This window comes from Streptomyces sp. DG2A-72, assembly GCF_030499575.1.
GTDB lineage: Bacteria > Actinomycetota > Actinomycetes > Streptomycetales > Streptomycetaceae > Streptomyces.
In genome coordinates this window covers 4,960,936-4,986,077 of record NZ_JASTLC010000001.1, presented here as the reverse complement: position 1 = coordinate 4,986,077, position 25,142 = coordinate 4,960,936, and the positions used below count along the sequence as shown (strand labels likewise).

At 66.7% G+C, this 25,142-nt stretch carries 24 protein-coding genes and 1 tRNA gene; 10 read left to right on the top strand and 15 right to left on the bottom strand.

Annotated elements, in window-relative coordinates; all coding sequences use genetic code 11:
- Nucleotides 1–368 precede the first annotated feature (368 nt).
- The 7 genes from QQY66_RS23740 to QQY66_RS23710 all read right to left on the bottom strand — a co-directional run bounded on the left by QQY66_RS23740 (nt 369) and on the right by QQY66_RS23710 (nt 6,386).
- Nucleotides 369–1,763: a site-specific integrase gene (locus tag QQY66_RS23740; RefSeq protein ID WP_301982341.1), complete on the bottom strand. Its 1,395-nt coding sequence runs from the start codon at nt 1,761–1,763 to the stop codon at nt 369–371.
- Nucleotides 1,757–1,963: an AlpA family transcriptional regulator gene (locus QQY66_RS23735; protein ID WP_301982340.1), complete on the bottom strand. Its 207-nt coding sequence runs from the start codon at nt 1,961–1,963 to the stop codon at nt 1,757–1,759. Before QQY66_RS23735 ends, QQY66_RS23740 begins: the two co-directional genes overlap by 7 nt.
- A complete protein-coding gene (locus tag QQY66_RS23730; RefSeq protein ID WP_301982339.1) occupies nt 1,960–3,447 on the bottom strand; it encodes a replication initiator in 1,488 nt (495 codons plus the stop codon). Before QQY66_RS23730 ends, QQY66_RS23735 begins: the two co-directional genes overlap by 4 nt.
- A 152-nt stretch (nt 3,448–3,599) precedes the next feature.
- Nucleotides 3,600–4,349 (bottom strand): DUF2637 domain-containing protein, encoded by a 750-nt coding sequence (locus QQY66_RS23725; protein WP_301982338.1) that lies wholly within the window; start codon nt 4,347–4,349, stop codon nt 3,600–3,602.
- A gap of 44 nt (nt 4,350–4,393) precedes the next feature.
- Entirely contained in the window at nt 4,394–5,815 is a 1,422-nt protein-coding gene (locus QQY66_RS23720; RefSeq protein WP_301982337.1) for an FtsK/SpoIIIE domain-containing protein, read from the bottom strand.
- Nucleotides 5,812–6,024 (bottom strand): hypothetical protein, encoded by a 213-nt coding sequence (locus tag QQY66_RS23715; protein ID WP_301982336.1) that lies wholly within the window; start codon nt 6,022–6,024, stop codon nt 5,812–5,814. Before QQY66_RS23715 ends, QQY66_RS23720 begins: the two co-directional genes overlap by 4 nt.
- Nucleotides 6,021–6,386, bottom strand: a complete 366-nt coding sequence (locus QQY66_RS23710) for a hypothetical protein (protein WP_301982335.1) — start codon at nt 6,384–6,386, stop codon at nt 6,021–6,023. Before QQY66_RS23710 ends, QQY66_RS23715 begins: the two co-directional genes overlap by 4 nt.
- Before the next feature lie 188 nt (nt 6,387–6,574).
- Between QQY66_RS23710 and QQY66_RS23705 the strand changes: the two genes are divergently transcribed.
- A complete protein-coding gene (locus QQY66_RS23705) occupies nt 6,575–6,979 on the top strand; it encodes a GntR family transcriptional regulator (RefSeq protein ID WP_301982334.1) in 405 nt (134 codons plus the stop codon).
- A 1,662-nt stretch (nt 6,980–8,641) separates the two neighbouring features.
- Here QQY66_RS23705 and QQY66_RS23700 read toward each other — a convergent pair.
- The 4 genes from QQY66_RS23700 to QQY66_RS23685 form a co-directional block, all read right to left on the bottom strand.
- On the bottom strand, nt 8,642–9,001 hold the full coding sequence (locus QQY66_RS23700; RefSeq protein ID WP_301982333.1) for an ASCH domain-containing protein: 360 nt from the start codon (nt 8,999–9,001) through the stop codon (nt 8,642–8,644).
- Nucleotides 8,998–10,113: a hypothetical protein gene (locus QQY66_RS23695; RefSeq protein WP_301982332.1), complete on the bottom strand. Its 1,116-nt coding sequence runs from the start codon at nt 10,111–10,113 to the stop codon at nt 8,998–9,000. The genes QQY66_RS23700 and QQY66_RS23695 overlap by 4 nt, the downstream gene beginning before the upstream one ends.
- Before the next feature lie 649 nt (nt 10,114–10,762).
- Nucleotides 10,763–11,203 (bottom strand): hypothetical protein, encoded by a 441-nt coding sequence (locus tag QQY66_RS23690; RefSeq protein WP_301982331.1) that lies wholly within the window; start codon nt 11,201–11,203, stop codon nt 10,763–10,765.
- A 54-nt stretch (nt 11,204–11,257) separates the two neighbouring features.
- Nucleotides 11,258–12,487: a helix-turn-helix domain-containing protein gene (locus QQY66_RS23685; protein WP_301987470.1), complete on the bottom strand. Its 1,230-nt coding sequence runs from the start codon at nt 12,485–12,487 to the stop codon at nt 11,258–11,260.
- Between the two features lie 261 nt (nt 12,488–12,748).
- Here QQY66_RS23685 and QQY66_RS23680 point away from each other — a divergent pair, with 261 nt between their 5' ends.
- The gene (locus QQY66_RS23680) at nt 12,749–13,432 is read left to right on the top strand and encodes a DUF6338 family protein (RefSeq protein WP_301982330.1); all 684 of its coding nucleotides are present in this window, start codon (nt 12,749–12,751) and stop codon (nt 13,430–13,432) included.
- A 284-nt stretch (nt 13,433–13,716) separates the two neighbouring features.
- Here the strand turns inward: QQY66_RS23680 and QQY66_RS23675 are convergent, their stop codons facing one another.
- The 3 genes from QQY66_RS23675 to QQY66_RS23665 all read right to left on the bottom strand — a co-directional run bounded on the left by QQY66_RS23675 (nt 13,717) and on the right by QQY66_RS23665 (nt 16,967).
- Nucleotides 13,717–15,066, bottom strand: a complete 1,350-nt coding sequence (locus QQY66_RS23675) for a toll/interleukin-1 receptor domain-containing protein (RefSeq protein WP_301982329.1) — start codon at nt 15,064–15,066, stop codon at nt 13,717–13,719.
- Nucleotides 15,067–15,555: 489 nt separating this feature from the next.
- Entirely contained in the window at nt 15,556–16,557 is a 1,002-nt protein-coding gene (locus QQY66_RS23670; RefSeq protein WP_301982328.1) for a caspase family protein, read from the bottom strand.
- A complete protein-coding gene (locus QQY66_RS23665) occupies nt 16,554–16,967 on the bottom strand; it encodes a TIR domain-containing protein (protein WP_301982327.1) in 414 nt (137 codons plus the stop codon). The genes QQY66_RS23670 and QQY66_RS23665 overlap by 4 nt, the downstream gene beginning before the upstream one ends.
- Before the next feature lie 403 nt (nt 16,968–17,370).
- Between QQY66_RS23665 and QQY66_RS23660 the strand changes: the two genes are divergently transcribed.
- Nucleotides 17,371–17,460: transfer RNA gene (locus tag QQY66_RS23660), tRNA-Ser, on the top strand.
- Between the two features lie 185 nt (nt 17,461–17,645).
- Here the strand turns inward: QQY66_RS23660 and QQY66_RS23655 are convergent.
- Complete coding sequence (locus QQY66_RS23655; RefSeq protein ID WP_301982326.1) at nt 17,646–18,512, bottom strand: bifunctional DNA primase/polymerase; 867 nt, start codon at nt 18,510–18,512, stop codon at nt 17,646–17,648.
- A 366-nt stretch (nt 18,513–18,878) separates the two neighbouring features.
- Between QQY66_RS23655 and QQY66_RS23650 the strand changes: the two genes are divergently transcribed.
- From QQY66_RS23650 to QQY66_RS23620, 7 genes are all read left to right on the top strand, one after another.
- Nucleotides 18,879–19,202, top strand: a complete 324-nt coding sequence (locus QQY66_RS23650) for a hypothetical protein (protein WP_301982325.1) — start codon at nt 18,879–18,881, stop codon at nt 19,200–19,202.
- A 224-nt stretch (nt 19,203–19,426) separates the two neighbouring features.
- On the top strand, nt 19,427–20,602 hold the full coding sequence (locus QQY66_RS23645) for an acyl-CoA dehydrogenase family protein (protein WP_301982324.1): 1,176 nt from the start codon (nt 19,427–19,429) through the stop codon (nt 20,600–20,602).
- Between the two features lie 17 nt (nt 20,603–20,619).
- Entirely contained in the window at nt 20,620–21,534 is a 915-nt protein-coding gene (locus QQY66_RS23640; protein ID WP_301982323.1) for a bifunctional MaoC family dehydratase N-terminal/OB-fold nucleic acid binding domain-containing protein, read from the top strand.
- A 1-nt stretch (nt 21,535) separates the two neighbouring features.
- On the top strand, nt 21,536–22,654 hold the full coding sequence (locus QQY66_RS23635; protein WP_301982322.1) for an acyl-CoA dehydrogenase family protein: 1,119 nt from the start codon (nt 21,536–21,538) through the stop codon (nt 22,652–22,654).
- Nucleotides 22,651–23,046 (top strand): MaoC/PaaZ C-terminal domain-containing protein, encoded by a 396-nt coding sequence (locus tag QQY66_RS23630; protein WP_301987469.1) that lies wholly within the window; start codon nt 22,651–22,653, stop codon nt 23,044–23,046. The genes QQY66_RS23635 and QQY66_RS23630 overlap by 4 nt, the downstream gene beginning before the upstream one ends.
- On the top strand, nt 23,043–24,206 hold the full coding sequence (locus QQY66_RS23625) for a lipid-transfer protein (protein WP_301982321.1): 1,164 nt from the start codon (nt 23,043–23,045) through the stop codon (nt 24,204–24,206). The genes QQY66_RS23630 and QQY66_RS23625 overlap by 4 nt, the downstream gene beginning before the upstream one ends.
- Before the next feature lie 257 nt (nt 24,207–24,463).
- Nucleotides 24,464–25,012 carry a SigE family RNA polymerase sigma factor gene (locus QQY66_RS23620; protein ID WP_301982320.1) on the top strand — a complete coding sequence of 183 codons (549 nt, stop codon included), beginning with the start codon at nt 24,464–24,466 and terminating at the stop codon, nt 25,010–25,012.
- The last annotated feature ends 130 nt before the right edge of the window (nt 25,013–25,142 follow it).

The window sequence follows — 25,142 nt, the reverse complement described above, 5'->3', positions numbered from 1 at the left end:
CGTTCAGGTGAGTTGCTGTGACCGCAGAGACGCTAGGTGGGCGAGAGGTTCTGGACTAGCGAAATCTGTTCCGGAAGGGCTCATTTCGGGCCTCCGTGAACCGAGATGCCAACATCTTTGAACACGGCATCCAGCAACTTCTCTCACATCTCCTCCACCGGCACATCTACGCTGTAGAAGCGAAATTGGCCTGAACCTGACAGTTAGGAAGGACCGCAACCGGCCGGTCACCTTTGTCATACCGGTGGAGTCAGATCAACTTGGTACGCCGATGGTCCCGAACACCTTGGTGTGACGGGGCCCAAATGCCTGCGTAAGGACAACGCACCTTACGGCTCACAGTGTGGCGTTGCTGTCGGCCCGCCTGCCTACTCCTCATCTGCGGCATCCAAGGCCCGCTCGATCTGCTCGTTCGAGCGCTGCTGATTGCGGTGGATGGCCTTGGCGTAGAAGCGGAACAGAACCGCGATGCTGTGTCCGGCCCGGCGTGCAACTTCGGCTGGGGAGACGCCGGACTCAAGCCAGAGCGAAACGCCCGCGTGGCGCAAGGAATACGGCACGTCAGCCAGCGGCGAGGCTGCTTCGGACTCCGTGAGCACCGCAAGCCGGGCAGCCTTCCAGACCTCCCCGTACTCCTTGGACAGGAGGTGGCCGCCCTGGGACGCGCGGAACAGTCGGCCGTCTTCGGCCGTGCCGAACTCCTTGATGTGCTCGCGGACCAGGCGGACGAGAACGGGCGGAATGGGCACCGGCCGGGTCGCCTTTCGAGCCCGTTTCTTCAGGCCGCGCGTATCGAACGACTCGCCGGTATCGGTCCAACCCGAGCCGACTCGGGGCATGCTCGTGGACAGCAGGACTTCACCCCAGCCCTCTTCGGGAAGGGTGAAGTCGTCCTCACGCAGACTGACCGCCTCACCAGGGCGGTTGGCCGCGTAGTAGAGGCAGCCGAAGAACGCCGTCAGATGCCGCCCGCGTTCGCCCTGCTCGGTGACAGCATCGATGAGGGCCTTTGCCAGCTTTGGGCCGGGGACGAACCGGAAGTCGATCTCGTCATCGGTCTCGGGCGCTGTCCAGTCCACCTTGTCGAGGGGCAGCGCCGTCAGCAGCTCTCGTTCCACGGCGTAGCGCAGGCAGTTGCTGAAGACGGTTCGCTTGCGGTTCACCGTGTTCTCGGCAGCAGCCGTGCCGTCCTGCTTCAGCTTCAACGCATCGAGGGCGGTCCGCACCATCGACGGTGTGTTGAGGCCGGTGATGTCCACCGACTTGCGAGCGATCCAGTCCAGCGCGGCCACGATGTCGGCCGGGGGTTCTTCGCGGTCAAGGCGGGGCTTCAGCGTCCCGTCGTCGTCCAGGACGAACCGGTAGACCCACAAGTAGAGCGCGATCCGTAGCACCTTGGGGGCCGGAGCCCCGCGCTTGTCCTTGACCAGCTTCGGTGTGATGGTCGCCAGCGTGTCAGCGATGCTCGCGCGGTGCTTGGCCGAGGCGCCCGGCCACTTCATCTCGGCGTACGCACGCGTGTGGGCGTACCAGGTGGAGGAGTTGAGCGCCTGCACCTCTGAGGCGGGCAGGCCGGTTTCCGTGTCGAACTGCTCGCGGTTGCGCAGTGCGGTCAGCAGCTCCGAGCGTCGACCGTCGGCCTGAGCCTTGATCTTGTAGCTCTTGGAGAAGGGCCGGGGACCGACGCGCCATCGGAGCTGATAGGCCGCCGCACGGTCAGGCCGCTTACGGATGCCCCAGATCTGAACGTCGTAGGTCAGCATGCTTCCGACACCTCGCAGGCGTCGAACCAGGCGTCGAGGTCGGCCCGGCGTATGCGGATCTGACCGTTGGGCAGCTTCAGGTGCCTGGGCGCCTTGCCCCGAGCGCGCATTCGGTAGAAGGCCGCCCGGGACACCCCGATCTCGTCCAGAGCTTCGGCCAGCTTCAGCGTCTGCCTTTTGGCCTTGGTCGGAGTGGTCACAGCCAGGGTTCTCCTTCGGACTTGATGCGTTCGGCGTGGGCGATGTCGTGGCGGACCTGGGCGGCGAGGAGCTCTTCGCCTGGGCTGTAGCCGCTGCTGAGGTAGGTCCAAGAGGAGGCGGTGACGAGGGTGGTGTTCTCGTCGCTGACCGGGAGGCCGGCGCGAGCGCGGGCAGCTTCAGCCTGGGCGAGGCGCCAGGCGCGGCGTACGTCGCGGAGGGCGCCGAGGGTGGTGGAGTAGGCGCGGGATTTGGTGGAGAAGTGGCCGCGGAAGCCGAGCATGTGGGCCCACTTCCAGAGCTTGAGGTGGGCGAACTCCGGCAGGTGGCCGAGGGCCCATGCGGTGCGGATCATCTGCCGTACGTGCTGCTGGATGGGCAGGGCCTTGATGGGTTCGGCCTGTCCGGTGCCGTCGCAGTCGGCGCATCGGTCGTGGAAGCCGTCCGGGCCGCGTACGTAGCCGCGTCCGGCGCAGGGGCGGCACATCAGGGTGCGGTCTACGGTGCCCGCGCCTTCGGCGTTCTTCGTGGCGTACTTGGCGACGTATCCGGCGACCTTGTTCTCGGTGTACTCGGCAACCCTGGCGTCGGTGAGTTCGCTGTCGCCCAGGGCGGTGATGGGGTCGACCTTGTACCGGCCACCCCAGGCGATGACGCGTTCGCCGATGGCGTCGGACTCGATGGTGAGCCGGGCACGCTCGACGGCCAGGCCCACGGCGGCGTTGAGGGCGTCGAAGGTGGCCCAGGGCGGGGGCTCGGTGGTGTGGCCGTCGGGTCCGTCGAAGCGGATCACGGCGTGGAAGTGGACCAGGCCGCGCTTTTGGTACTCGGCGACCTTGGCGAAGGAGACGCGCAGGGCGGCGTTCAGTGCCTTCTGCGTCATGCCGAGGTGTTCGGCCAGGGCGCGGCGCAGGTAGGTGGTGAAGCGTGCCCACAGTTGCCCGGCGTGCGCGTTCCAGAGCACGGCGCCCGGGTAGTCGTAGGTGGCCGGGTTCAGCGGGGTGCCCAACGCCGGGTCATTCTCGGCGTGTTGGGCGCCGCAGCGGCAGGGACGGGGCTTGCCCTCGTGGTCGGTCTTGCGGTTGTGGACGGGACCGAACGAGGGGGCTGTGAGGGTGACGAAGGCGCGGGGGTGGTCGCGGACGGTTTCGGCGACATCCTTGCCGCCGGACAATCCGGCCTTGATCAGGTGGTAGGTGTCGGCCGCGTACACCCGTGAGCAGGCGGGGCAGCGGGAGGCACGGCGGTTGCCGCAGGTGGTGAGCAGGCGTCCGGAGGGTTCGTCTTCGGAGCGGTAGGAGCGGACCACTTGCTTGGTGGTCTGGTCGGTGGTGACGGTCCAACCGTGGAGGTTGACGGGACTGGTGCAGCCGTGCAGGTCGCGGACCTGTTCGGTGACGCGGTCGAAGTCGTGGGTGTTGGCCAGCTCGATCAGGTCCCGCAGGCTTGGGCTGATGACGTGGCGCAGGTCGAGGGGGCGGCACATGGGTGGCGGGGTCTCCCTTCTGGCGCGAGGGTGGAACCTGCGGGCAGCAGCGATCCGCGCTCGGGCTGCTGTCCGCAGGCATGACGGGTCGGGCCCAGGGGCGGGCGAGGGTGGAGGGGGGTGCCGGGAAGGCCGGCGGGGGAAGCGCGGCTCTACAGAGCGGCGTGGAGGGCGGTGGCCATGGGCAGGCCGATACCGAGCCGCCTCTTGAGCTGAGCCGGAGTAATCGTTTCTCCGTGCTCGGCCTGGTGCGATGCGGCGATGGAGCGTGCTTCGGTCAGCAGCGGCTCAGGCACCTTGACCGCAGGCGCAGCCGGAACGGGAGCCGTAGTGGGTGCGGCCGGGCGAGCCTGTGAGGGAGCAGGCGCCGGGACGGGGGCCGGTTCCGCAGCGGTGACCGGGGGCAGGGGCGTCGAGGCGGGTTCTGCCTCGGTGGAGGCCAGGGCGGACTCTTGGGCCGGTTCGGTCTCGGCAGCCGTGGCCGGGGCGGTGGCGTCGGAGGCGACTGTGTGGAAGGACCGAAGGAGTTGCGGCCCGACCGCACCCCAGCCGAGGAGCAGCAGCGGGGCCACGGCGTCGACGGCAGCACGGCCGTAGTGCCCGGCGATCACGGGTTCGGCGATGTTGAGGGCCAGGGTCAGCAGTCCGGAGAAGTGCATGAGGCGGGTGGCCGCCTTCATCTGCTCGGGTGGGACGCCGCGCAGGGAGAGATAGCGCAGGGCCACCAGGAGCCCGACCACCGACAGGTCGACCATCGGGGCGATGAGCGGCGCGATCGGGGCTGGGACGCCCAGGCGCAGGGCCAGGGCCCAGACGTTGCCGAAGGAGAAGACGAACGCCAGCGTGGCGATGACGATCATCACGGCGGTGATGGTGCGCTGAGTGATCAGGTTCTCAGTCATGAGTGTTCACCTCCTTTCATGAAGCGAGGAGTTGGCAGGACGAGTCAGGCAGCCATGGGCGGGGTGGTGTTGCCCGGGGCGGACTTGGTGAGGCCGACGCCGGGCAACTGGGCGGTGAGCAGGTCGGCAGGGTCGGCGGTGAGGTATGCGGTACGGGCGGCGATGTAGGCGGATTCCCTGCCCGACACGAAGGGCGTGCGGATACGGGTGAAGCCGGGCTGGGACTGGTGGTTCATGGAGGCGACGCCGACGTAGGCGCGGTCCTGGAGGTTGATCGGGTTGGCGTCGGGCCACTCCCGGATGTCCTCACCGAGCGCGGCAACGGCAGCCTCGGCGGTCTTCTGCGCGAAGGACAGGCCGATGGGGCACACGTCGCGGATGAACGTCGGGATGGCGTCACCGGTGGACTTCTGGGTGGCGAGGATGACGAGGATGCCCATGCTGCGGCCCTTCTTCACCAGGTCCTCAACGAGGCGGGCGTTCTCGGCGGCGAGCGCGGCGATCTTCTTCGTCTTCGGGTCGCTGCCCTTGTGGTCGCGGAAGTAGGTGTGCGCCTCATCGATGATCACGACGACGAGCGGCCACACGGCGGACGGCCCGACCTCCCACATGCTCTGCACCCCGAGGATCCGCTCAGCGGCCGAGACACGGGCACGGCGCAGCTCCACGAGCCGCCTAAACAGGGCGTTGGCCTCTTCGAGGTCATCGCCGACGAAGTCGAACATCCGCTTCACGAGGTGCGCGTAGTCGCCCTCCCTGGCGGTGGACACCTTGCCGTCTGCGCACACGAACTGAATCGCGGGCGAGGGCGCCCAGTCACAGATCAGCCGGTTGATGAGCGAGGTCTTGCCGAAGCCGGGAAGGCCGGCCACCGTCACGCCGGGCACCTGCGTGAGGTCCACGGACACCGGCTGTGCGTACTCGTCCAAGCCCAGGTCCCACCGGGCGATCTCCTCCGGCACCTCACCCGTGGGATGGTGCTCAGTCTCGAACTTCAGCGGATCGAGCCGCACACCCCGGATGACAACCTGTCCAGGCTTGTCCTGGGTGACCGCGACCCGCGTGCACTTCCAAGCGTCCGCCAGGTGCGGGGCCGCCTTCTGGAACTGTTCCAGGCCGACCCCGGGCAGGCAGTTCGCCCGCGCGATCACGCCGTACATGTCGTGCGTGACCTTCAGCGCGGGGACCAGGACGCGGGGCTTGACCGGCTTGCCCTCCGTGTTCGACAGCGACGCCAGCGCGGTCGGCATCTTGTCCGTGGCACACAGCTTCAGCATCTGCGCGAGCCGCTTCCAGGTCCGCCGCACACGAACGGCTTGCCGAATGGACTGCCGGGTCATGGCATCGGCGCGCACGTAGCGGACCACCCACCACACCGACCAGCCCACCAGCACGGCCAACACCACGCAGACCACCAGGGGGCCATAGCCGAAGACCCCTTCCATCATGTCGTTGAGATCCTTCATGTGTCGTTCTCCTGAGGGTTGTAGAGGAAGGCCGCGAGGGCCGATTCGAGGGCCGCCCAGTCCTCCAGGGCGGCGAAGCGGGGGTAGCCGTAGCCGACGAGCACGGCCGCCACCGAGTTGACGAGGGATTCGCTGAACCGGGGGTCCGGCCCGGCGTGAGGCAGCGGGTAGCTGCGCTCAGCGCCGAACCGGAAAGCGGTGCCGCTCACGCCGCCTCAGCCTCAGCAGCCGGGGCAAGACCGCCGACCAGGTCCAGGCGGTCGGCGCGGTAGGCGATGCCGTCCGAGAGCTGACCGTTGAAGATCCGCGCCCACGGGGTGGCGAACAGCTCCACCGGCATCACTGCCACACCCGGCTTGAGGCCATTGGGGAGACCGTTCTCCGGAACGGTGATCTTCAGCGCCTCGGCGCGGTCCTCCTCCATGAAGAAGAGGGTGATCGTCTTCAGCTTCTCGCCGGTCTCGCGGTCCAGGGCGAACTGGGTCTTCTCGGCGTCCGCGTACTTCGGCACCGGCATGGTGCCGACCAAGAACGAAGCGGTGGGAAGCAGACCAACACGGATACGGGCCATGGGTGTTACGTCCTTTCGGTAGGTGCTCCGCCAAGGGCGGCGGGGCGAGATCAACAGTGCACTACGTGAGCGAGGCACGTCAAGCGCTTAGCGCACATCGCACCTGAGGTGGGCTAGCTCTGCGGTGATTATGGGGGTGCATTAGGGTCTTACTGCGCGAGGTGGGCTAGGCCCGCTACCCTCGGACCATGAAGCTGCCCAAGGATTCCGACACTCCGCCGTACCGCCTGGTCGCCGAGGAGCTGCGGCGGCAGATCCGCTCTGGGCGCCTCAAGCCGGGCGAGCGGGTCCCTTCTTCACGCGACCTCGAAGCGACCTACGAAATCGCGAACATGACCGCGCGGTCCGCACTGCGCATCCTGCGCGATGAAGGGCTGATCTACTCCATGCCGGGTCGGGGCAATTTCGTCGCCGATCCCCTGCCCTCAGAGGCCGACCCGAAGGCCGGCACTCCCGAGGCGGCAAGCGGCGGGCGAATGCCCACACCCGAATACATCGAGCTGTCCGAACGGCTGGATGCCATAGACGCCAGACTCGACAGCCTGTTGCAGGTCTTCCAGCAACTCGGCGGCACTACCGGGCCGAAGAAGTAGCGGGAACCTTCTCGGCGACCCGACGCGCTATTTCCTCCAGTCGCATCACCTTCTCTTCCACCTCCTTGAGTCGCGCCGCAATACGTGCTGCCTCGTGCTCAGTCATGGCCACCCGTTCGTTGCTGTGCCGTTGTTGCGTACTGTGTTCAGCCAACCGCCGAGGGCTTGCCCGAAGGCTTGCCCAGCGGCCATTCACCGCCGGATCAGGGCTTGCCTGTACCGTCCGGCAAGCCGTCATCTCGGCTGTTGAGCTAGGTCTACCTGCCAGACCGGACACATCGGAGGCGCGCAGCGCTGCACTCCCGCAGGGCGGGCAGAATCCGTCCTTCGGATTCCCGCACCTCCCGTTGGGCGGGAACTCGTGCCTCCGTGCGCTCACGCCACTCGTCCTTCCAGTCGTCGGCCAGGAGCATCAATGGTCCGGAGAATCCCCGGTTTGGCTAACCGGCGATCGTCGGCTATGTTTCGCCGCTCGCTCCGTCGCGGATCACCTATAGGGGTGCAGAAATCTGCGTCGGTGTGACCCCCCTTTCTGTGATCCACGCCACTCCTCTGTCTCTGGCTCCGCGTTCGGTCGGAACCCCTCATTCGTCTGCTACAGGTGTCGAGCACCCCTATTGGTGTGACACCTCCTTCCGTGACCTGGGTCACTCAACTCAAAGCGGCCCACTTACCCAGGGAAGGGGAATGAGGGGGCGGTTGATGTGACAGCCACTTTGATCACGAATTCATAACGCCAGTTGATGGATGATGCTTCGTCCATCGCGAGAACTATGCGACCCCCAGCCTGTGGATAAATTCCGCCGATGGCCAGAACGAACCATCATGAATGCCTCAATATTGGTTCATATGGCATCAGGGCTGCGGAACGGATGGGAAGGCGAGGCCAGCGCATGGACGTGCGACCGGCCACGGGCCCAGCGCAGCGGAGCTGTTCAGAGTTTCTTTACTTGATCAAGGCGGCCCGCCTACGGCGGGCCGCGCGCGCTGGCGGCCATGGGCCGCCGCCGCTCCATGTCTCCGCCACCGCTCCGGCGGCCCTCACCCGCTCAGCGCGCAACATCGCCGAGGCGTACAGCCAGAGAAGGAAGCAACCAGACCACTCCGAGCACCGGGACCAGGCCGACGCTCACCAAGCGAGGCCACGCCAACCGAGCTCCGTTCCAAGTCGCATGTGCCGCAGATCCGGGCACCGCCCAGTTGCCATGCCACGTCGGCAACGCCCAGGCCGGATCGAGGTGCGGCCCGTGACGCATGGAAGAAGCGTGGTTGAGGCCGGTACGGGGTTGCTGGAGACACACGTGACGGGTGCTCGTTCGGCACGCCCGCCGCCGTGGCTGACTCTCGGTGGCTCAGGTCTGAAGGGGGTTTTCGCCGACCGAACCGCAACAGTGATCCTCTCCAACTCAACAAAGGGGAGCCGGGGTTGCAGCCGCACCCGAATTCGAGCACGCCGACCGCCCCGGTACCATCGGCACCGGGGTCCTGACCAGGGATTCCAGGACCGGACCACCCCGGATCGCTGTCCAGGCTGAGGGATGGTCCGGTCTCTTGTTGTTGGCGCCCGCCGCTCATAGCATGGGCGGCGAGCGGCGAGCGGCGAGCGGGGGGCGCCGAGGAAGCCGCACCGTCCCCTCGGGGAGCGAGGACCGTGCGGCGGGCCTACTGGGGCAGCAGCTCGATTTCGATGGCGAGCACGCCGAGCGCTTCCTTCTCCGCTGGGTAAATCTCGCGGATGTTGGCGAGCTGCTGCTCACGGGACGAGGCCGGGTTGACGTTCGCCGGACCCTCCCCGTCGAGCAGTTCCTCGAACGTCTTGTACTCCGTGACCCGCTTCACCAGGACGTCGCAGGTCTCGTCCGTGCCCTTGATGCGGAAGCGGATGACGTCTCCGGAGGCCAGGTCTTCGAGGTGGGGGTACTTCACCCGCACTTCGATCGACTTCTGACCGGCGGCGACGAGGTCGAAGTACCGTCGGTAGAGGTTCAGTTCGCGGACGCGTGCGGCGGCTGTTTCCGTCATCGGGCGGGAACGCTCCTTGCTGTTGCAGTGGACATGAGCCGGCCGAGTTCACCGGCCGAGTACGAGCGGAAGAAGTGGCGAGGGTCGGCGAGTAATACCTCGGTCAGGGCAAGTAGGCGGTCGACGTACTCAGTCAACGACCCCGGCCATTCTCGGGTGTCGAGCATCCACGGGGCTGCCCCTTCGGGCAGGGAGGCCCGGCCTTCCCGGATGAGGGACTTGGACAGCTTGGCACCCGTATCCGTGACCACCTGGGGGCAGAACAGTCGCGCGGTCAGCTGTCCACGGGTGAGGCCGACAGCCTGTAGGGCACCGTCGACGAGCAGGCAGCCGGGCATCCAGTCGGCACCCTTCACCATGACGTGCAAGGTGCCGACCGCTCCGGTGACGGCCAGTTCCTTGACGAGGTTCCGGTAGAGCGTGGCGAGGTCCAGGTAGCCGCCGCTCGTCGGCTCGATGACGACCTCGTACTCGCCATGGTGCAGACACTCGGCCGAGATGGTTGCCCGCTCGAAGCCGTCGTCGCGTACGTGGGTGCGCTCGGCGTACTTCTCGGCCCACCCGCAGCCAGGCCGGGGGCACGGAACACGAACGTGCGGGACGCCCGATGACGGGGACAGGTACCAGCGGGCGGCATCCATGCGGGGCAGCAGGCGCAGCCAGGTACGGCGGAATTGGCCGCCCGCCTGCTGCTGGCTGTAGGTCTCGATGGAGTACGGCACGTTCAGGCGCTCGGACAGAGCGGTGAACAGTGGGCGGTACAGCTTGTCGACCTGGTCAGCGATACCGACCTCGCCCAGGGCGTGCGCGTAAGCCCGCTGATAGCGGTGCCCGGTCTCCTTGTCGGTCACGATGGCGTACGGGGCGTTGTCGAGGGCGCCGAACTGGACTTCGGTCGGGAGGCCGAACCTGTCCCGAATCCGGGCCGCAGTGGCGAACGTGAGCGACTGAACCAGGGACGTCCCGACGTGCGGGGCTCCGTTGATCTGAGTTCCCACCACGAACACGATGCGCTTCGGGGCCGCGGTGGTGATGTGCGGCCTGAGCAGGTCCTCGGCGTGTGTGAGCGCGTTGGCGAGCACGGTGTTAGGCGATACGGGGTAGGTGGTCACCGCGTCTTCCCCTCGGTAGATGGGCAGGACTGCGCCGCAGAGCGACGGGTGTGCGTTCAGCGGTAGAACTGCGGTTGTGCGTTGGACCCGCCCCCGCGCCGGGGGGAACCGGAAGAGACGCGGGGCGGGAGTCATCGGGTCGGGCGACGCCGGCGGGGACGTCGGTGGCGGCCAGCCCCTGCCGGGAGATGAGGCGAGCACCCGGCGAGGTCGGGATGATGCGGAAGGCGCGGCCGGCGAGTTGGCAGCGGATACACGCGGAGGGAGTATCGGGCGTCGTAGTCCGTCACGGTGAACGCGAACGCGCGGCCTTCGGCGAGGGCTACGAGCGCTTGCTCGTACGCCTGATCGCTGTCGGCCCAGGCGTGCAACTCCGCATCAGAACACGGGAGTTCAGGCGCTGCGAGGATGAGCGGTGCGTTACGGAGACTCACCGCACCGAGGTCTGGGGACAGCAGCCGGGCGAAACGGTACGCGGAGGCCCGCAGCCACCGGGCAGCAAGGCGTGGGGAACGGCCGCGGTAGGTGTCGAGCAGGACTTCACGGGAGCCACTGAGGTCATGAGCGGTGGCTTCGCAGCGGAATGCGACGGGAGGCCGCGTGAGGGCACGTGCAGAGGTCGGTGGGGCGAGCATCAGCACGGCCGGGGTCACCGCTCATGCTCCCGAGCCGATTCCCTCGCCTCGATGAGCCGACCGAGTTGGCTGTAGTACAGCTCGACTTGCGCCGGGGTGAGCACGAGCATCGTCTCGCAGGCGCCGCCGTCCTCGTAGTGCACAGTGACCGGCAGCGCGGCCTGCTGCGCGCGATGGTCGTAGGCGGCGTCCCGCTGCATGGGGGTGGCATGCGTGACCGGGACGGGCACGGGGCGCAAGGTCTTTCCGTCGGACCTGGCCCGCCAGTCCGCACCACCACCAGGCGGGCGCAGTTGGTACGACGCGGAGCTGTCGCTCGGCAGGGCGACGCACACGCCGATCTTCCCGCCCTTGGCGAGGTCGAGAGCAAGGTCGCCAAGGCGAGGATGAAACGGGGCGCCAGGGATTAACTCGGCGCCCCGCGCCGGGAGTTGCTTCGAGGTCTGTTCGGCCATGCCTCGAAGCTATGAAGATCTCCAGGGCCCAATATGAACCGCAGGAATACGACCTCAACCGTCGAGGTGGAAGCGGTCTGACATGCGGCGCAGCTTCTCACGGGTGCTCGCACGCTCGGCGTACACGATGCTGCGCAGGGTTGACCGTGCGATGGGGTGGTTGCGGACGAGCTGGGGGGCGATGCGCTCGGCCTTCTCCAGTTCCTTCAGCGCCTTGTCGCGGTTCCCATCCCACAGCCAAGCGCGGGCAAGGTCCATGTGGTGGTGCCCCTGGCGGGAGTTGGGGAGCGCTTCGATCAGTTCCTTACTCGTGCGCCGGTTTATCGACAGGGCCTCGCGTTGCTCATGCATCTCCAGAGCGACGCTGATTGCGTGGATCTGCACGTTGCCCGGCGAGAAGGTCAGGCTGTGGCGGTCGTAGACCGGAGGCCTGACGGCCTCCGCGATCCTCTTGGCTGCACTCCGCGCGTGCTTGATCCGGTCCTTCGCTTCCGCCTTGCGCCCGCCCCGAGCAGCCGAGACAGCCGCGCGCAGTTGCAGTGTTCCCCACGCCCGTACGGCCAGCGGATCACCCCGGTCGTAGTCCTGCTGCACGCTGCGAATCGCCTTATCGGACAGGGCAATGGAGTCGTCCCAGTCCGCCGTGGCCCACATGTCCCAGACACGCATCCAGTCGGCGACAGCAGGCATGACAGGGTCGCCGGACTGCCGGGCAGACCAGGCGGCCCGCTCACACGCCATGGCGATCAGCTCAGGGTGTCCAAGGGCGTGCGCGGCCGTGTGGGCAAACTTGCAGCACACGGCGTAGATGGCGAACGCCTCTTCCCGCTCGCGCCCCGTGGAGACCTCGGCGAGGGCGCGTGTCTCACGGAACAGGTCGGGGAGAACTTCCATGATCGCCACGTTGGCGGCAGCGTCACGCAGGCGGTGAAGGCGAGTGGTTTCCTGCCAGAGCTGGCTCGCGGGTCGCGGCGTGCCGTCGAAGACGGGAGTGAGGTCGTAGCGGCGCAGTTCGCGCATGATGGCTGCGGCGGAGACCTGCCACTGATTCTCCGCCGGGGAGCTGTTGTACGGCCGCCCGATCAGGTCGTTCGGGTGTACGTGCAGCTCCGAGGCAAGCAGGTTCAGCAGGCCGACGCGGTCCAGCTCGATGCTTCCGCGTTCCATCTTGGAGACCCACCCCTGAGTCTTGCCCAAGGCGGCAGCGAGGTCAGCTTGTGTCATGCCGAGGCGGAGCCGTGCGCGGCGTGCGCGACGGCCGATCTCTTCGGCTTCTTCCAGCATCAGCGCGCCCCCCTGTGGGTGAGGCGCTGGGTTTCCAGCGGGCGGCGGGACATGGGTGCTCCGTCCGTAGAGGCTTCTCCTCACGACGGTACCCAGTGAGCGCCGGGTGTGGAGTGCTGTAGGTCGGTAACTGCCCACCGACGACGAAAGCGTCGGAGCATCGCTGTAGTCATGAGCAGGTTGAGTAGCCCGGCGGGTCATGAATGTGCTCTAAGGTCTGCCAGCAAGGGATGATGACGATGAACTCAAGAGGTATCCACTGTGCCCACCACAATCACAGGTCTCGTCTTGCTTGTAATCTTGTTGTTGCCAGGGTTGACTTTTGTGATCGTTCAGGAACGGCGTGGCAGTGAACACCGGTTGACGCCTTTTCGTGAGACGGGTGTTGTGGTGTTCGGTAGCGTCATCGCCGAAATGTTCACCCTTGGGATTTTCGGAGTGGCGCGAGCGCTCATGCCTGGGCTGACGCCAGATGTCGGGCGAATTGTTCGTGAAGGAACCGAGTATGCTCGGAACCACTACGTCGAAATTTGCTGGTGGGCCGTCGGCTTGCTGCTTTTCTCATGTTTGGTCGCCGCAATTGCTGCACTATTGACGAGAAATAATCCGCATCCATCTGCTGCCTCAGCTTGGTGGATCATGTTCGACAGCTGGTTTCCCGGAGAAAACCCAGTTGTGGGATGCGTTCTCGAAGACGGCTCTTACGTTGAAGGGCGCCAAGCATCCTTCAACGTAAGTTCGGATGATTCTCCGGACAGAGATTTGGTTCTCGTTGAACCCCTAAAGTACCGAGCGCCCGGCGCAGCCGAGGCAACGCCCTTCCCTTGGGGTGCCGTGTGTATCTCTGCGCGTCAGATAGTGACTATGTTTGTCAGCTACCCTCTCGATTCTGAGGTGGCGGCGGGGGTGGTGGCGACGCAGGTGTCCGACCCGGCTGCATCGTAGGCTTGTGACCGCGGTTATCTGACTCCGACGGCTTTGCCGGAGGCTGACCGGCCGGACGGGGCGACCTTGGGGTATCAGCCATGTGCGACCTCTTTCAGTAGGTAGACGTTCCAACGCCAAGCGGTAATGGCCCCAGGATTCGTCAGCTTCAGCTTACAGCGCCAGGAGGCCCAGCGGCAGCGTCAGGCTTCAGGCGCTCTACCAACGGAAGTTAAGGCATCCCACCGTTCGCGAGGACCGTACTCATTGAGATCCTCTAATTCCGGCTCGGGTGATTCGCCATCCTATGCCTCAGCCGGCCCCTCGTGTAACAGTGATTTCCATTCCGCCAATTCTTCTGTTGTGGTTCCAAGAAGCGGTAGGATGCGGATCAGTCCACCTTCGATACTTTGCATATCGGCCTCGCTTGGATTGTCATCCCTGATCGACGAAAAGTATTCTATCGCGCCGGTGCGATCTCCGTTCACAATCGCTGCGTTCGCGGCTGTCGCATAAATCCAGAAATTTCGATCTGGGAGTCTCTCGATAATTGAGAGGGTGCGCCGGTATATATCAGCTGCACCATGCCTGTCCCCAAGTTGAAGTTTCGCTACGGCAAGGAGATCTCCGAGGTAGTAGGAGTCGGAGTTCTCTTGAAATGCCTTAGCGTAGATATCATGCGCTTCCGTGTGCTGGTTCTGCTCTCTGTGCCACCGCCCTTTCAGGGCTGCACACTCTGCATTCTTGATAAAGGCGCGAGGATCCAGTTTTTCGATCTCGCTGATCACGCGGGCGGCATCCGGGTAATTACCCTGCGCTAGATAAGCCTGACCGAGAGAGCGCATGACGAAGATATCGCGCGGAGAAAGTCGGCGAGCCAGCTCAAACTGCTGGGCGGCTTCGATGTAGTGCGCCGATGCCATGTAAAGTTGTGCCAAGCGTCGATGAAGCCGAATGTCGATAGGTTTCAGGCCATTTTCTTTACTCTGCCCAAATGCAACTAGCAGCCATTCATGTAGTTGACGGACTTCAGAATGGCGGTGATGCTCAGTCAGATTATCTAGTCGTGTGCACCACTCATTCACAATTGGTTCCGTTGGAATGAGCGGTGACGTGCGTAGAGCCTCGCTGGCGGTTTCCAGAAGACTTTTTGCCGCAACCGGAACTCTCTGTGCGGCCCGGATGAATCCTGCTTTTTCGTTGACGTCACTGAAGAAATCAGATACGAACTCGTCAAGGAGTTGCTTGATGTCTTCGTATTGATCCCCCCGGGCGACTTGGGCGTGACTGCTCCGCAGTGGGGAGGGGATATCATCCATGCCTATCTGGAAAGCCAGGGGGCGCACACGACGCAGCGTTGAATCCTCGCTCGTCAACGCTGCTCCATAAACAGCTCCAGCCTCCCAAAGTACCCAGGGCTTCTGGACAGACGTTGGAGTGAGTAGCACCAATGTTACAGAGGCCTTGTGGACCTGCTCGCCAATCCAACGGAACCAGTCTTCGCCGATTGGAACGCCGCCACCAAGCTCGCGGCTCGTTGAGTACGTTACTGTGACGGACTCTCTTCCGAAGAGCTCGAAGATCGCATTGCGCACAGCATCTGCTACGGCCTGGTCTGTGTGTGTATGACTGATGAAAATCGTAGCTGGTGACATTTCAAAGTCACTCTCGCTGTGATTCTGGTGGCCAAATGATCCGAACTTCTACTCCTCTTTGGCGGGCGTACGCGACGACGTCTGCTGTGCCACCCTTCCCGCCTGCCGGCTCCCCATCCCACACCGCAAGCAGTAGATCGCATTGGTCAACAACTTCTTGTCCTGCGGCCATGAAGGCGTCCTCGCTTGGTGCCGAAAACGACAAGGTGGATGCGTTGCTAGCGATTTGGAGGAGGGCTCTGTAAGTCTCACGCGACTGCTCGGTATGGAAGGTGCTTTCGTAATCGTCGCTGGGAATGATTACGTGGATTCGGCCACCGGAGGCCAACATAGTAAAGGCAAAGAGTTGATCCGCACCCTCTGCAAGACAGCTCAGGCCGATCAGCTCGTCTCGCCCTCTATGGGCGGCGATCTCCGCTGCAATAGCGTGGACAACATTTCGGCGGGTGGCACCGGTCAACGTTTGGTGACCGGTGCATCCGATGCGCGTCACAGAACTCCTCTCTTAGCTAGGCCCCAGAAGTATCGGCCTAATGAAGTCAGGTATACGTCGCCACTCTCCATGGCCACCCAGTAGTGATCCCGCCGATTATCTGTAGTGACAAGATTGGCGTTACGCAATCGCCCCAGGTAATCGAACTGTTGTTGTTTGGCTGTTCCTGGGTTATCGGGTGAGAGCGGTCTTCCTTCGCCTTCGTGCTCCGGGCTCAATTGCAGGCGGCTGTCGACTGCGGGAAAATGATCAGGTAGTCGCCGCAGTAGATCTCTGTCAACCCATGGTGGGCCGAATCGAAGAATTACCGGCTCTGTGAGGTGGGTCTTTAGGACGGGGCGCTGTTGCCAGGCATCAAAAGCTGCGCTGACATGGCCGTACAAGCTCAGCGCAGTTACGTTACCGAGGTGATCTCCAGCTCCACCGGTGAGACCATCTAGCAGAATTCGTGTAAACGCCCCGTGCCCTGCAACTTCTTGCGAGAATTCCGTTGACCGACTGGCAGCCATGACAGTGACGTTCTCCCGCAGGAGGCTCTTGTTCAGCCGGAAATTTTCGGCCACGGCTGCGGATTGCTGTCCGGGAGTGTTGCCAAGATCGCCGCTGAAGCAACAGTCGAGGATCAAGGTGACACTACGTGCAGGCGAGTCGTTTGCCAGGGTAATAAGATCGTTCATGGATACCCCGAGGCTATTTTCGGTGGCATCCTGAGTCACCAAATCGGCTCCCCAAGGCGTCTGCGCGCCGTGACCAGCGAAGAAGAATAGAAGGTCGGTGTCGCGGGCGTTCGCGAAAAGCCGAGTAAGTACGCGCCGAAGGCCATCCCGCGTTACTGCCGAGGGTCCACCTTCGCTCGTCAGCAGCTGTGTATCCCAGTTGCGATCGCCGTTGGCGTGACGGGACAGCAGCTCTGCGAGGGCTGTGGCATCCGCAACACAGCCTGTCAGCGACCCAACCGTGGGATATTCATCGATCCCGACGAGGATGGCTCGCTTCACGCGTTCTTTCCCTCGCCCATCATCTGTGTGACAGCATTCGCAATGGTGTCCCACTTCCAGGCCACAGTACGGTTCCGCTGCAGACCGGCTGGCAGGGTGCTGGAGGTGCCGGCACCGTCGACATAGACCCCGAAGACTGGCACATCGAGCTCCTTCGCCATGGCGATCTCCTTGTCTACGCCAGTGGCGGTGGCCATGGACCTGCCGACCAGTACGATGCACATGTTCGTGCTGGCCATCTTCCGCTTGATGAGTGCCTCCCACTGTGACTGCGGAAGCGCGGTCTTGCTTGACCAGTCATGGACGGTGAAGGGCGTGGGCGAGTCGGTCTTCGCTTGACCGGCGAACAAGATCTTCTGCGTCTCGTTGTTGTCGAAATCGAAGCTGACGAAAGCGCGCGGGTCTGCCATAGCTCCCCCTGATGAGGCTGTTGCGATCGACCTCACCATAGAGCCAGGCCAGTGCTGTTGTCCGGGAAGTCGGAATGACGGCAACGGGGGCAGACAACGGCGGCCTGCCGCTGGCGGCGGCACTGATGCCGGGCGAACAGCACGGGCGGCTGCAAGGCGGTGCCCGACCGTTCGAGTCAGAAGGCTGCAAGCGGGGTTCAGCCGCGACCCGAGGCCCTACCTGGCGGATGCGGGCACAGCACCAGCTTCCGCAGGTCGGCGTGGAACTGGGGGATCGGGTGCTGCGCCGGGGCGATGGCACTGGTGAGTGGAAGCAGGCCATTGGACCCCGTGTGGACCACGCCCCCCGAGCAGCCCTCGCGCCCGGTACGCTGTACCCGCTCCGTCCCTGGTGGGCCGGGGCGTAGGTGGGTTGCCCGAGCGGCCTACGGGAACGGTCTTGAAAACCGTCGTCGCAGCGATGTGACCGTGGGTTCAAATCCCACCACCTCCGCAGGTTATAGACGTGCTGGTCAGAAGGGGTGCCTCTCGCTGAGGGGCGCCCCTTCCGCGTCGGGGCTGGCTCACCTTGATCTGGCTCTGTCACGTTGTGGATCAGTGCGGACCAGGCGTGGACCGGACGCCAGCCGCTAGGCGCACCGTGAGCAGGCGGTTTCGTCCTTTCTGCGTCGGCGCTCGTCACGGCTGATGCCCCGTCATGCGCGCCGCCGACGCGATCGTGGCGCGGGCCTCGCGTTCGCTGAGGCCGGTGTTGAGGGCTGCCTCGACAAAGGGTTCGACGAGGTCGGGTCCGATGCCGTCCTCGTAGGCGCGGCAAGCTGCCCAGAACAGACGGGTGTTGCGCTGTCCCTCATGGGCCGCGAGGACGAACTGGACGAGGCCCTGGCCGTGTCCGCCGGTCGACGGGGGTGTGGGGTGGTGGGTGCGGGGCGGCGGAAGCAGCAGGCGCAGGAGGGCGGGCGGGCAGGCCGCGGGGGCGAGGTGGGCGGTGCCGGGGGCGGTGCTGTAGACGCCGTACTCGGTGCGGGAGCCGGGGCCGACGAGGTAGCCGCCGGCGCCCCGGATGTCGATGCCCGGCGCCAGGCGGCCCGCGGAGTTGGGGATGACGACGTCCGGCGGGCCGCTGAGCCAGAGGTGGCGGCCGCCGCTGGGGGTCAGGACGACGACGGTGTCGGGGATGGTGAAGAGGTGCCGTAGGGCCAGTTCGCGCAGGGCCGCCGAGGAGTCGGTGCCCGACTTGGTGTCCAGGTCGATGCCGATCAGGTGGTGCGGGGGGAGGCCGCAGGCGATGCCGTAGCCGGTGGCCCAGGGTGCGGCGGCGAACAGTTCGCGAATGCGCGCCGGGTCGGTCGAGGCGTCGTACACCCCGTGCCCTAGGCGGCCGCATTCGCCGTGGCAGGGGGGTGCGGTGAGGTCGTCGCGGTGGGGGGAGCGCAGGGCCGGGAGTTTCGTCCGGGACAGGGGGATGACGGCCAGGCCGCGCTCCGCGGCTGACAGGGCGTGTGCGAGGGCCAGCGTCGTGGCCTGCCGGTCGGTGGTGGCCATACCTCCATGCTCGTACAGGTGTTCGAAAAAAGGAAGAGAGGTCGAGCGCGACTCGCCGGAGTCGGCAGGTTGGCCGGAAACGCGCCGGAACGCTTCATCCCTTGTGGCACTTGGGGCGGGGGTGTCCGGCCTGCCCTGGCCTGGGGCTGAAGGCAACCAAAGGGGTTTATCGACTTGTCATCACGCTTGAGGGCGAATAGGGGCTTCCGGGGTGGTTCGCCGGGGATTCGGTGGGCAACTCTGATCTCGCGACGTCGTGCACAGCACCGAGGCGGATGGCCAACTGCCTTGGTACAAGCCGTACTTCACGTACCACGCGCACTTTCGGCCCGACAGCCGGTGCGTACCTTGTTCTGGAGGAACAACATGGCAAGCATCCGTACCGCCCGCGTCATCGCCGCCGTTTCCGCCCTTCCGCTCGCCGCGGCCCTCTTCGCCGGCGTCGCGACGGCGGACACCGGCGCCCTCGCGGACGACGGATCGAACGCGACCGCCACCAAGGCCTCCGCCGGCATCATCGGCAGCGGCGTCGGCGACGACAACAACGGCAACTCGTCCACCACGCAGCAGCAGGCGGTGGGCGACGGCGCCTCGAACCAGAGCAACACCGCCCAGGTCGACGGCTCCGCCTTCACGGCCATCAACCAGGGCAACGAGAACGTCGCCGTCGGCTTCGCGCCCCTCTGGTGAGACCGGGAGGGCCGGCCCTCGGGCGCCGGTCCTGAACTCCCTTGTGGGGTGTGCTCTGTGGGGTGGTAACACGTCCGCGCGGCGGTGCTTCGGCACCGCCGCGCAGGCGTTTTCCGCATGAGACAGGCGCTTTTCCGTGTGCGGGCGACGACCTTGACAGAGCACGGTATCTGACGGACAGTCAGAAACCCTCAGCCCGTACGACGTCCCGGAGGGCCGTCATCGTGCACCTCGCCCCCACCGAGCGCCAGCAGCGGCTGCGCGCCGAGCTGCGTACGTACTTCCGGGCCCTCATGCCGGACGGGCCGCCCCCGGCTGAGGAGCACGCGCGCGTGCGTGCACTGCGACGTCGTATCGGCGCGGACGGCTGGCTGGGGCTCGGGTGGCCCGTCGAGTACGGCGGCCAGGGCCGGGGTGCGGACGAGCAGTTCGTCTTCTTCGACGAGGCGTACCGGGCGGGCGCACCCGTCTCGATGGTCACCCTGAACACGGTCGGGCCGACCCTGATGAAGTACGGCAGCGAGGAGCAGAAGGCCGCCTTCCTGCCGGGCATCCTGCGCGGGGAACTCGTCTTCGCGATCGGCTACAGCGAACCGTCGGCCGGGACCGACCTGGCGTCGCTGCGGACCCGGGCGGTACGGGACGGCGCGGGCGACTGGCTCGTCGACGGGCAGAAGATCTTCACCTCCGGCGCCCCGCACGCCGACTGGATCTGGCTGGCCTGCCGCACCGACCCCGACGCCCCCAAACACCGTGGCATCTCGATCCTCCTCGTCCCCACAGGCGCCCCCGGCTTCTCGTGGACGCCGATCGAGACGGTCGGCGGGCAGACCACGACGGCCACGTACTACGACGCCGTCCGCGTCCCGGCAGGCAACCTCGTCGGCGCGGAGAACGAGGGCTGGACGCTCATCACCAACCAGCTCAACCACGAGCGGGTCGCCCTCGCCGCGCTCGGCATGCAGGCCGAGGACTTCTACACGGCCGCGCTGAACGCCGTACGCATCCCCGATCCGGTGACCGGAAGGCGCCGCGTTGACGAGCCGTGGGTGCGGTCGCAGCTGGCCGAGGCACATGCGCGGCTGGCGGCATCGCGCCTGCTCAGCTGGCGTCTGGTGGGGGAGGTGGGGGCGGGCCGCCTCGCGCCCGGCGACGCGAGCGGGGTGAAAGTCGCGGGAACCGAATCGGCGGTGGCGGTGTACCGAATATGTCAGCACGCGATCGGGACGGACGGGCTGGCGGGGCTGGTTCGTTCGGGGTCGCCGGGGGTGTTCGGGGACGGCGAGCTGGAGCGGCTGAACAGGGCGGCGCAGATCAACACGTTCGGGGGCGGGGTGAGCGAGGTGCAGCGGGAGATCGTCGCGACGATGCGGCTCGGGATGACGAGGGGGCGGCGGTGAGCGGGCAGGGGACGGGGGTGAGCGAGGTGCAGGACGAGCTGAGGGTGCGGCTGAAGGCGTTCGAGGGGCGGGCGACCGCCGTCGCGCGCGCGGGCAAGGACCCCGTCAATGAACCGATGATCCGGCACTGGTGTGAGGCGCTGGGTGACACCAACCCGGCGTATTCGGGGCCGGACGCCATCGCCCCGCCCACCATGCTCCAGGCATGGACCATGGGCGGCCTCTCCGGGCATACGGGACGCTCCCAGGCGTACGACGATCTGCTCACCCTCCTCGACGAGGCGGGGTGCACCTCGGTCGTCGCCACCGACTGCGAGCAGGAGTATCTGCGCCCCCTGCGGCCCGGCGACGAGATCACCTTCGACGCGGTGATCGAGTCGGTGTCGGACCGCAAGACGACCAAGCTGGGCACAGGGTATTTCGTCACGACCCGCATGGACGTCCGGGTGGGACCGGAGCTGGTCGGCACCCATCGCTTCCGCATCCTCAAGTACGCCCCCGCGTGGAAGACGCCCAAGGCCCCCCGCCCCCGGCCGGTGATCAACCGCGACAACGCCGGCTTCTGGGAGGGAGTGGACCGGCATCAGCTCCTCATCCAGCGCTGCACCGACTGCACGACCCTGCGTTTCCCCTGGCTGCCGGGGTGCAACGCATGCGGTGGCCTGGACTGGGACACGGTGGAGGCGAGCGGCGAGGGCACGGTCTATTCCTACGTCGTGATGCACCACCCGCCGTTCCCGGCCCTCGATCCTCCGTATGCCGTCGGCCTGATCGAGCTGGCGGAAGGCGTGCGGATGATCAGCAACGTGGTGGGGGTGCCCTACGACAAGGTCCGCATCGGACTGCCGGTACGGCTCGAATTCCAGCGGCACGAGGACCCGGGCGGCGCGTTGGTGCTGCCGGTCTTCCGGGTCCACGAGGGCGAGGTCTGACATGGACTTCACGCCCACGCAGGAGCAGGCCGCCGCCCAGGAACTGGCCGCGCGGATCTTCGGCGACCTCGCCACGCACGAACGGCTGACGGCCGCCGGCACAGGCAGCGACCCGGAGCTGTGGAAGGCCCTGTGCGCCGCCGGACTCATCGGCGCCGTCCAGGAGGTGGGCCTGCTGGGCCTCGTCCTCCTCCTGGAGGAACAGGGCCGCACCACGGCCCAGGTGCCCTTCGCGGTCACATGTGTGTACGGACTGCTGGCGGTGTCGGCCCACGGCTCGGCGGAGCAACGCGAGCGGTTGCTGCCGGGGATCATCGACGGCTCGGTGGTGGTCAGCGGGGCATTCCCGGCGCAGGGAGGGGTACGGGCGTCTGCGGGCGGCGAGTTGACCGGCACGGTCCCTGTCGTGCCCTGGTTGCGGGACGCCACGCATGTCCTGGTGGCCGACGCGGACCGGAAGCTGTGGCTGGTGCCGACGACCGGCCGCGCGGAGTGGCAGCCGGTCGAACTCACGGCGCCCTGGGCGGCGGGGCGTCTCGTGCTGGAGGGCACCGAAGCCGAACAGCTCGGCGGGTCCGGTGCCGAACGGCTCGGCGGGTCCGGTGCCGAACGGCTCAGCGGCGTTGGCTCCGAACACCCCGCCGGCCCCGACGCCTACGCCGACGTCCTCGCCACCGCCCGCACCGCCTTCGCCGGTCTCCAGGCCGGTGTCTGCGCCGGTTCCCTCGCGCGGGCCGTGGCACACACGAACACCCGGGAGCAGTTCGGGCGACCACTCGCCGCCAAGCAGGCGGTCCAACTCCGGGCAGCGGACGCGTATATGGACACAGAGGCGATAAGGGTGACGGCGTACGAGGCGGCCTGGCGGCGGGACACCGGGCTCCCCTACGCCTCACACGCGCTGGCCGCCGCCTGGTGGGCGTCCGAGGCGGGCAGCCGGGTCGTGCACGCGGGCCAGCATCTGCACGGCGGCGCGGGAGCCGACCTGGACCATCCGGTGCACCGGCACTTCCTGTGGGGCCGACAGCTGGACGCATATCTGGGATGCGGCGACGAACTGCTCCAGGAACTGGGCGAGTTGATCAAGGAAGGGGAGGAGGCCGAGGCATGGGATCGATGAGGACCGGCGACCGACTGCCGCCGCTGGAGATCGAGATCACCCGCACGCTCATCGTGGCCGGAGCGATCGCCTCCCGGGACTACCAGGACGTGCACCACGACGCGGAACTGGCCCGCCAGAAGGGCTCCCCCGACATCTTCATGAACATCCTGACCACCAACGGCCTGGTGGGCCGCTACATCACGGACCACTTCGGCCCGACGGCCGTCCTGCGCAAAGTGGACATCAGGCTGGGCGCACCCAACTACCCGGGGGACACGATGGTGTTGACGGGGACGGTGGACGAGCTCGACGGCGACACCGCGACGGTTCGGGTCGTGGGGGACAACGGCATCGGCCGACATGTGACCGGCACGGTGACGGTCACCGTACCGACGGGGGGTGCGCGATGAGCACCCGAACCCCGGACACCCTCGGCGGACGCGCCGCGATCGTCGGGATCGGCGCCACCGAGTTCTCCAAGGACTCGGGCCGCAGTGAGCTCCGGCTGGCCGTGGAGGCGGTGCGGGCGGCGCTGGACGACGCGGGGCTGACACCGGGGGACGTGGACGGGATGGTCACGTTCACGATGGACACCAGCCCGGAGATCACGGTGGCCCAGGCCTGCGGGATGGGCGAGCTGTCCTTCTTCTCCCGGGTGCACTACGGCGGCGGGGCGGCCTGCGCGACCGTCCAGCAGGCGGCGCTCGCCATCGCCGCGGGCGCGGCCGAGGTGGTGGTCTGCTACCGCGCGTTCAATGAGCGGTCGGGCCGGAGATTCGGCTCCGGAGTGCAGCACCGGGAGCCGTCGGCGGAGGGCGCGGCGCTGGGCTGGTCCCTGCCGTTCGGGCTGCTCACCCCGGCCTCCTGGGTGGCGATGGTGGCTCAGCGGTATCTGCACACCTATGGGCTGACCTCGGAGGCGTTCGGGCATGTGGCCGTCGTGGACCGCAAGTATGCGGCCACCAACCCGGCGGCGTACTTCCACGGCAGACCGATCACCCTCGCCGACCACGCGGCCTCGCGCTGGATCGCCGAACCGCTCAGGCTGCTGGACTGCTGCCAGGAGACGGACGGCGGCCAGGCCATCGTCGTCACGTCCGTGGAGCGGGCCCGCGATCTGCCGAACCCCCCGGCGGTAGTCGCAGCCGCCGCCCAGGGGGCGGGGCGCGCCCAGGAGCAGATGACCAGCTTCTACCGCGACGACCTGACCGGCCTGCCGGAGATGGGCGTGGTGGCCCGCCGGCTGTGGCGCACCTCCGGGCTCACCCCGGCCGACATCGACGTGGGGATCCTGTACGACCACTTCACACCGTTCGTGCTGATGCAACTGGAGGAGTTCGGATTCTGCGGAAAGGGTGAGGCTGCTGAGTTCATGGCGGAGGAGCGGCTGCCGGTCAATACGCACGGGGGACAGTTGGGGGAGGCGTATCTGCATGGGATGAACGGGATCGCGGAGGGGGTACGGCAGCTGCGGGGCACATCCGTCAACCAGATACCTGGGGCCGGGCGGGTCCTGGTGACCGCGGGGACAGGGGTGCCGACGTCGGGGCTGGTCCTGGAGGGAGCGTGAGGCAGGCAGGCGCCGTGGGGAACCCGGGTCGGGGCTGCCGCATGGGGACCGCGGCCGGGGACCGCCGCCGTGCCGGCCGCACAGGCGCTTGGCCCGGCACCGTGGTCGTAGCCCCCAGGGGTAAACCCGCAGTAGGTGTCCTCCTCCGGTCCACCTTCAGGAGGTGCAGTCAGCACCACCCCTACAACCTGAGGGGGAGTGCGCTTCGGGACCTGCGGCCGATCCGCCGGAGAGGGGGGCGCTCATAGCGTGGAGCCATGACCACAACCGTCTGCACCAGCGCTTCCCAAGCCGCGACGCGGTCGCTGACGTACCCGTCGTTCTCGTCGTACGTCAAGGCCCGCCAGCCGGTGCTGCTGCGTACCGCCCGGTCGCTCACCGCGAACCCGAGCGACGCGGAGGATCTGCTGCAGACGGCGCTCACCAAGACCTACGTCGCCTGGGAGCGGATCGAGGACCACCGCGCGCTCGACGGCTATGTGCGCCGGGCGCTGCTGAACACCCGGACGTCGCAGTGGCGCAAGCGCAAGGTCGACGAGTTCGCCTGCGATGAGCTGCCGGAGCCCGAGCCGGTCCCCGGCGGGGACGACCCAGCCGAGCAGCAGGCGCTGCACGACGCGATGTGGCGGGCGATCTCCAAATTGCCCGCACGGCAGCGCGCGATGGTCGTCCTGCGGTACTACGAGGACCTCAGCGAAGCCCAGACTGCCGAGGTGCTCGGCGTCTCGGTGGGCACGGTGAAGTCGGCGGTGTCCCGCGCCCTCGGCAAGCTGCGCGAGGACCCGGAACTGTTGCTGGTCCGCTAGGGCCGCCCAGGCGCTCCGGTGGTCGGGTGGTCGGGTGGTCGGGTGGTCGGGTGGTCGGGTGTCGGGTGTCGGGCGGTCCGGTGGTCCGGCTGTCCGGTGGTCGGGCGGTTGCGCGGTCCGGCGCTCCGGT

What these genes read in the sequence shown, in the direction of transcription:
- QQY66_RS23740 (WP_301982341.1), bottom strand. Translation starts at nt 1,763, where the DNA reads ATGCTGACCTACGACGTTCAGATCTGGGGCATCCGTAAGCGGCCTGAC.
- QQY66_RS23730 (WP_301982339.1), bottom strand. Translation starts at nt 3,447, where the DNA reads ATGTGCCGCCCCCTCGACCTGCGCCACGTCATCAGCCCAAGCCTGCGG.
- QQY66_RS23725 (WP_301982338.1), bottom strand. Translation starts at nt 4,349, where the DNA reads ATGACTGAGAACCTGATCACTCAGCGCACCATCACCGCCGTGATGATC.
- QQY66_RS23720 (WP_301982337.1), bottom strand. Translation starts at nt 5,815, where the DNA reads ATGAAGGATCTCAACGACATGATGGAAGGGGTCTTCGGCTATGGCCCC.
- QQY66_RS23710 (WP_301982335.1), bottom strand. Translation starts at nt 6,386, where the DNA reads ATGGCCCGTATCCGTGTTGGTCTGCTTCCCACCGCTTCGTTCTTGGTC.
- QQY66_RS23705 (WP_301982334.1), top strand. Translation starts at nt 6,575, where the DNA reads ATGAAGCTGCCCAAGGATTCCGACACTCCGCCGTACCGCCTGGTCGCC.
- QQY66_RS23700 (WP_301982333.1), bottom strand. Translation starts at nt 9,001, where the DNA reads ATGACGGAAACAGCCGCCGCACGCGTCCGCGAACTGAACCTCTACCGA.
- QQY66_RS23690 (WP_301982331.1), bottom strand. Translation starts at nt 11,203, where the DNA reads ATGGCCGAACAGACCTCGAAGCAACTCCCGGCGCGGGGCGCCGAGTTA.
- QQY66_RS23685 (WP_301987470.1), bottom strand. Translation starts at nt 12,487, where the DNA reads ATGCTGGAAGAAGCCGAAGAGATCGGCCGTCGCGCACGCCGCGCACGG.
- QQY66_RS23675 (WP_301982329.1), bottom strand. Translation starts at nt 15,066, where the DNA reads ATGTCACCAGCTACGATTTTCATCAGTCATACACACACAGACCAGGCC.
- QQY66_RS23665 (WP_301982327.1), bottom strand. Translation starts at nt 16,967, where the DNA reads ATGGCAGACCCGCGCGCTTTCGTCAGCTTCGATTTCGACAACAACGAG.
- QQY66_RS23655 (WP_301982326.1), bottom strand. Translation starts at nt 18,512, where the DNA reads ATGGCCACCACCGACCGGCAGGCCACGACGCTGGCCCTCGCACACGCC.
- QQY66_RS23650 (WP_301982325.1), top strand. Translation starts at nt 18,879, where the DNA reads ATGGCAAGCATCCGTACCGCCCGCGTCATCGCCGCCGTTTCCGCCCTT.
- QQY66_RS23635 (WP_301982322.1), top strand. Translation starts at nt 21,536, where the DNA reads ATGGACTTCACGCCCACGCAGGAGCAGGCCGCCGCCCAGGAACTGGCC.
- QQY66_RS23630 (WP_301987469.1), top strand. Translation starts at nt 22,651, where the DNA reads ATGAGGACCGGCGACCGACTGCCGCCGCTGGAGATCGAGATCACCCGC.
- QQY66_RS23625 (WP_301982321.1), top strand. Translation starts at nt 23,043, where the DNA reads ATGAGCACCCGAACCCCGGACACCCTCGGCGGACGCGCCGCGATCGTC.
- QQY66_RS23620 (WP_301982320.1), top strand. Translation starts at nt 24,464, where the DNA reads ATGACCACAACCGTCTGCACCAGCGCTTCCCAAGCCGCGACGCGGTCG.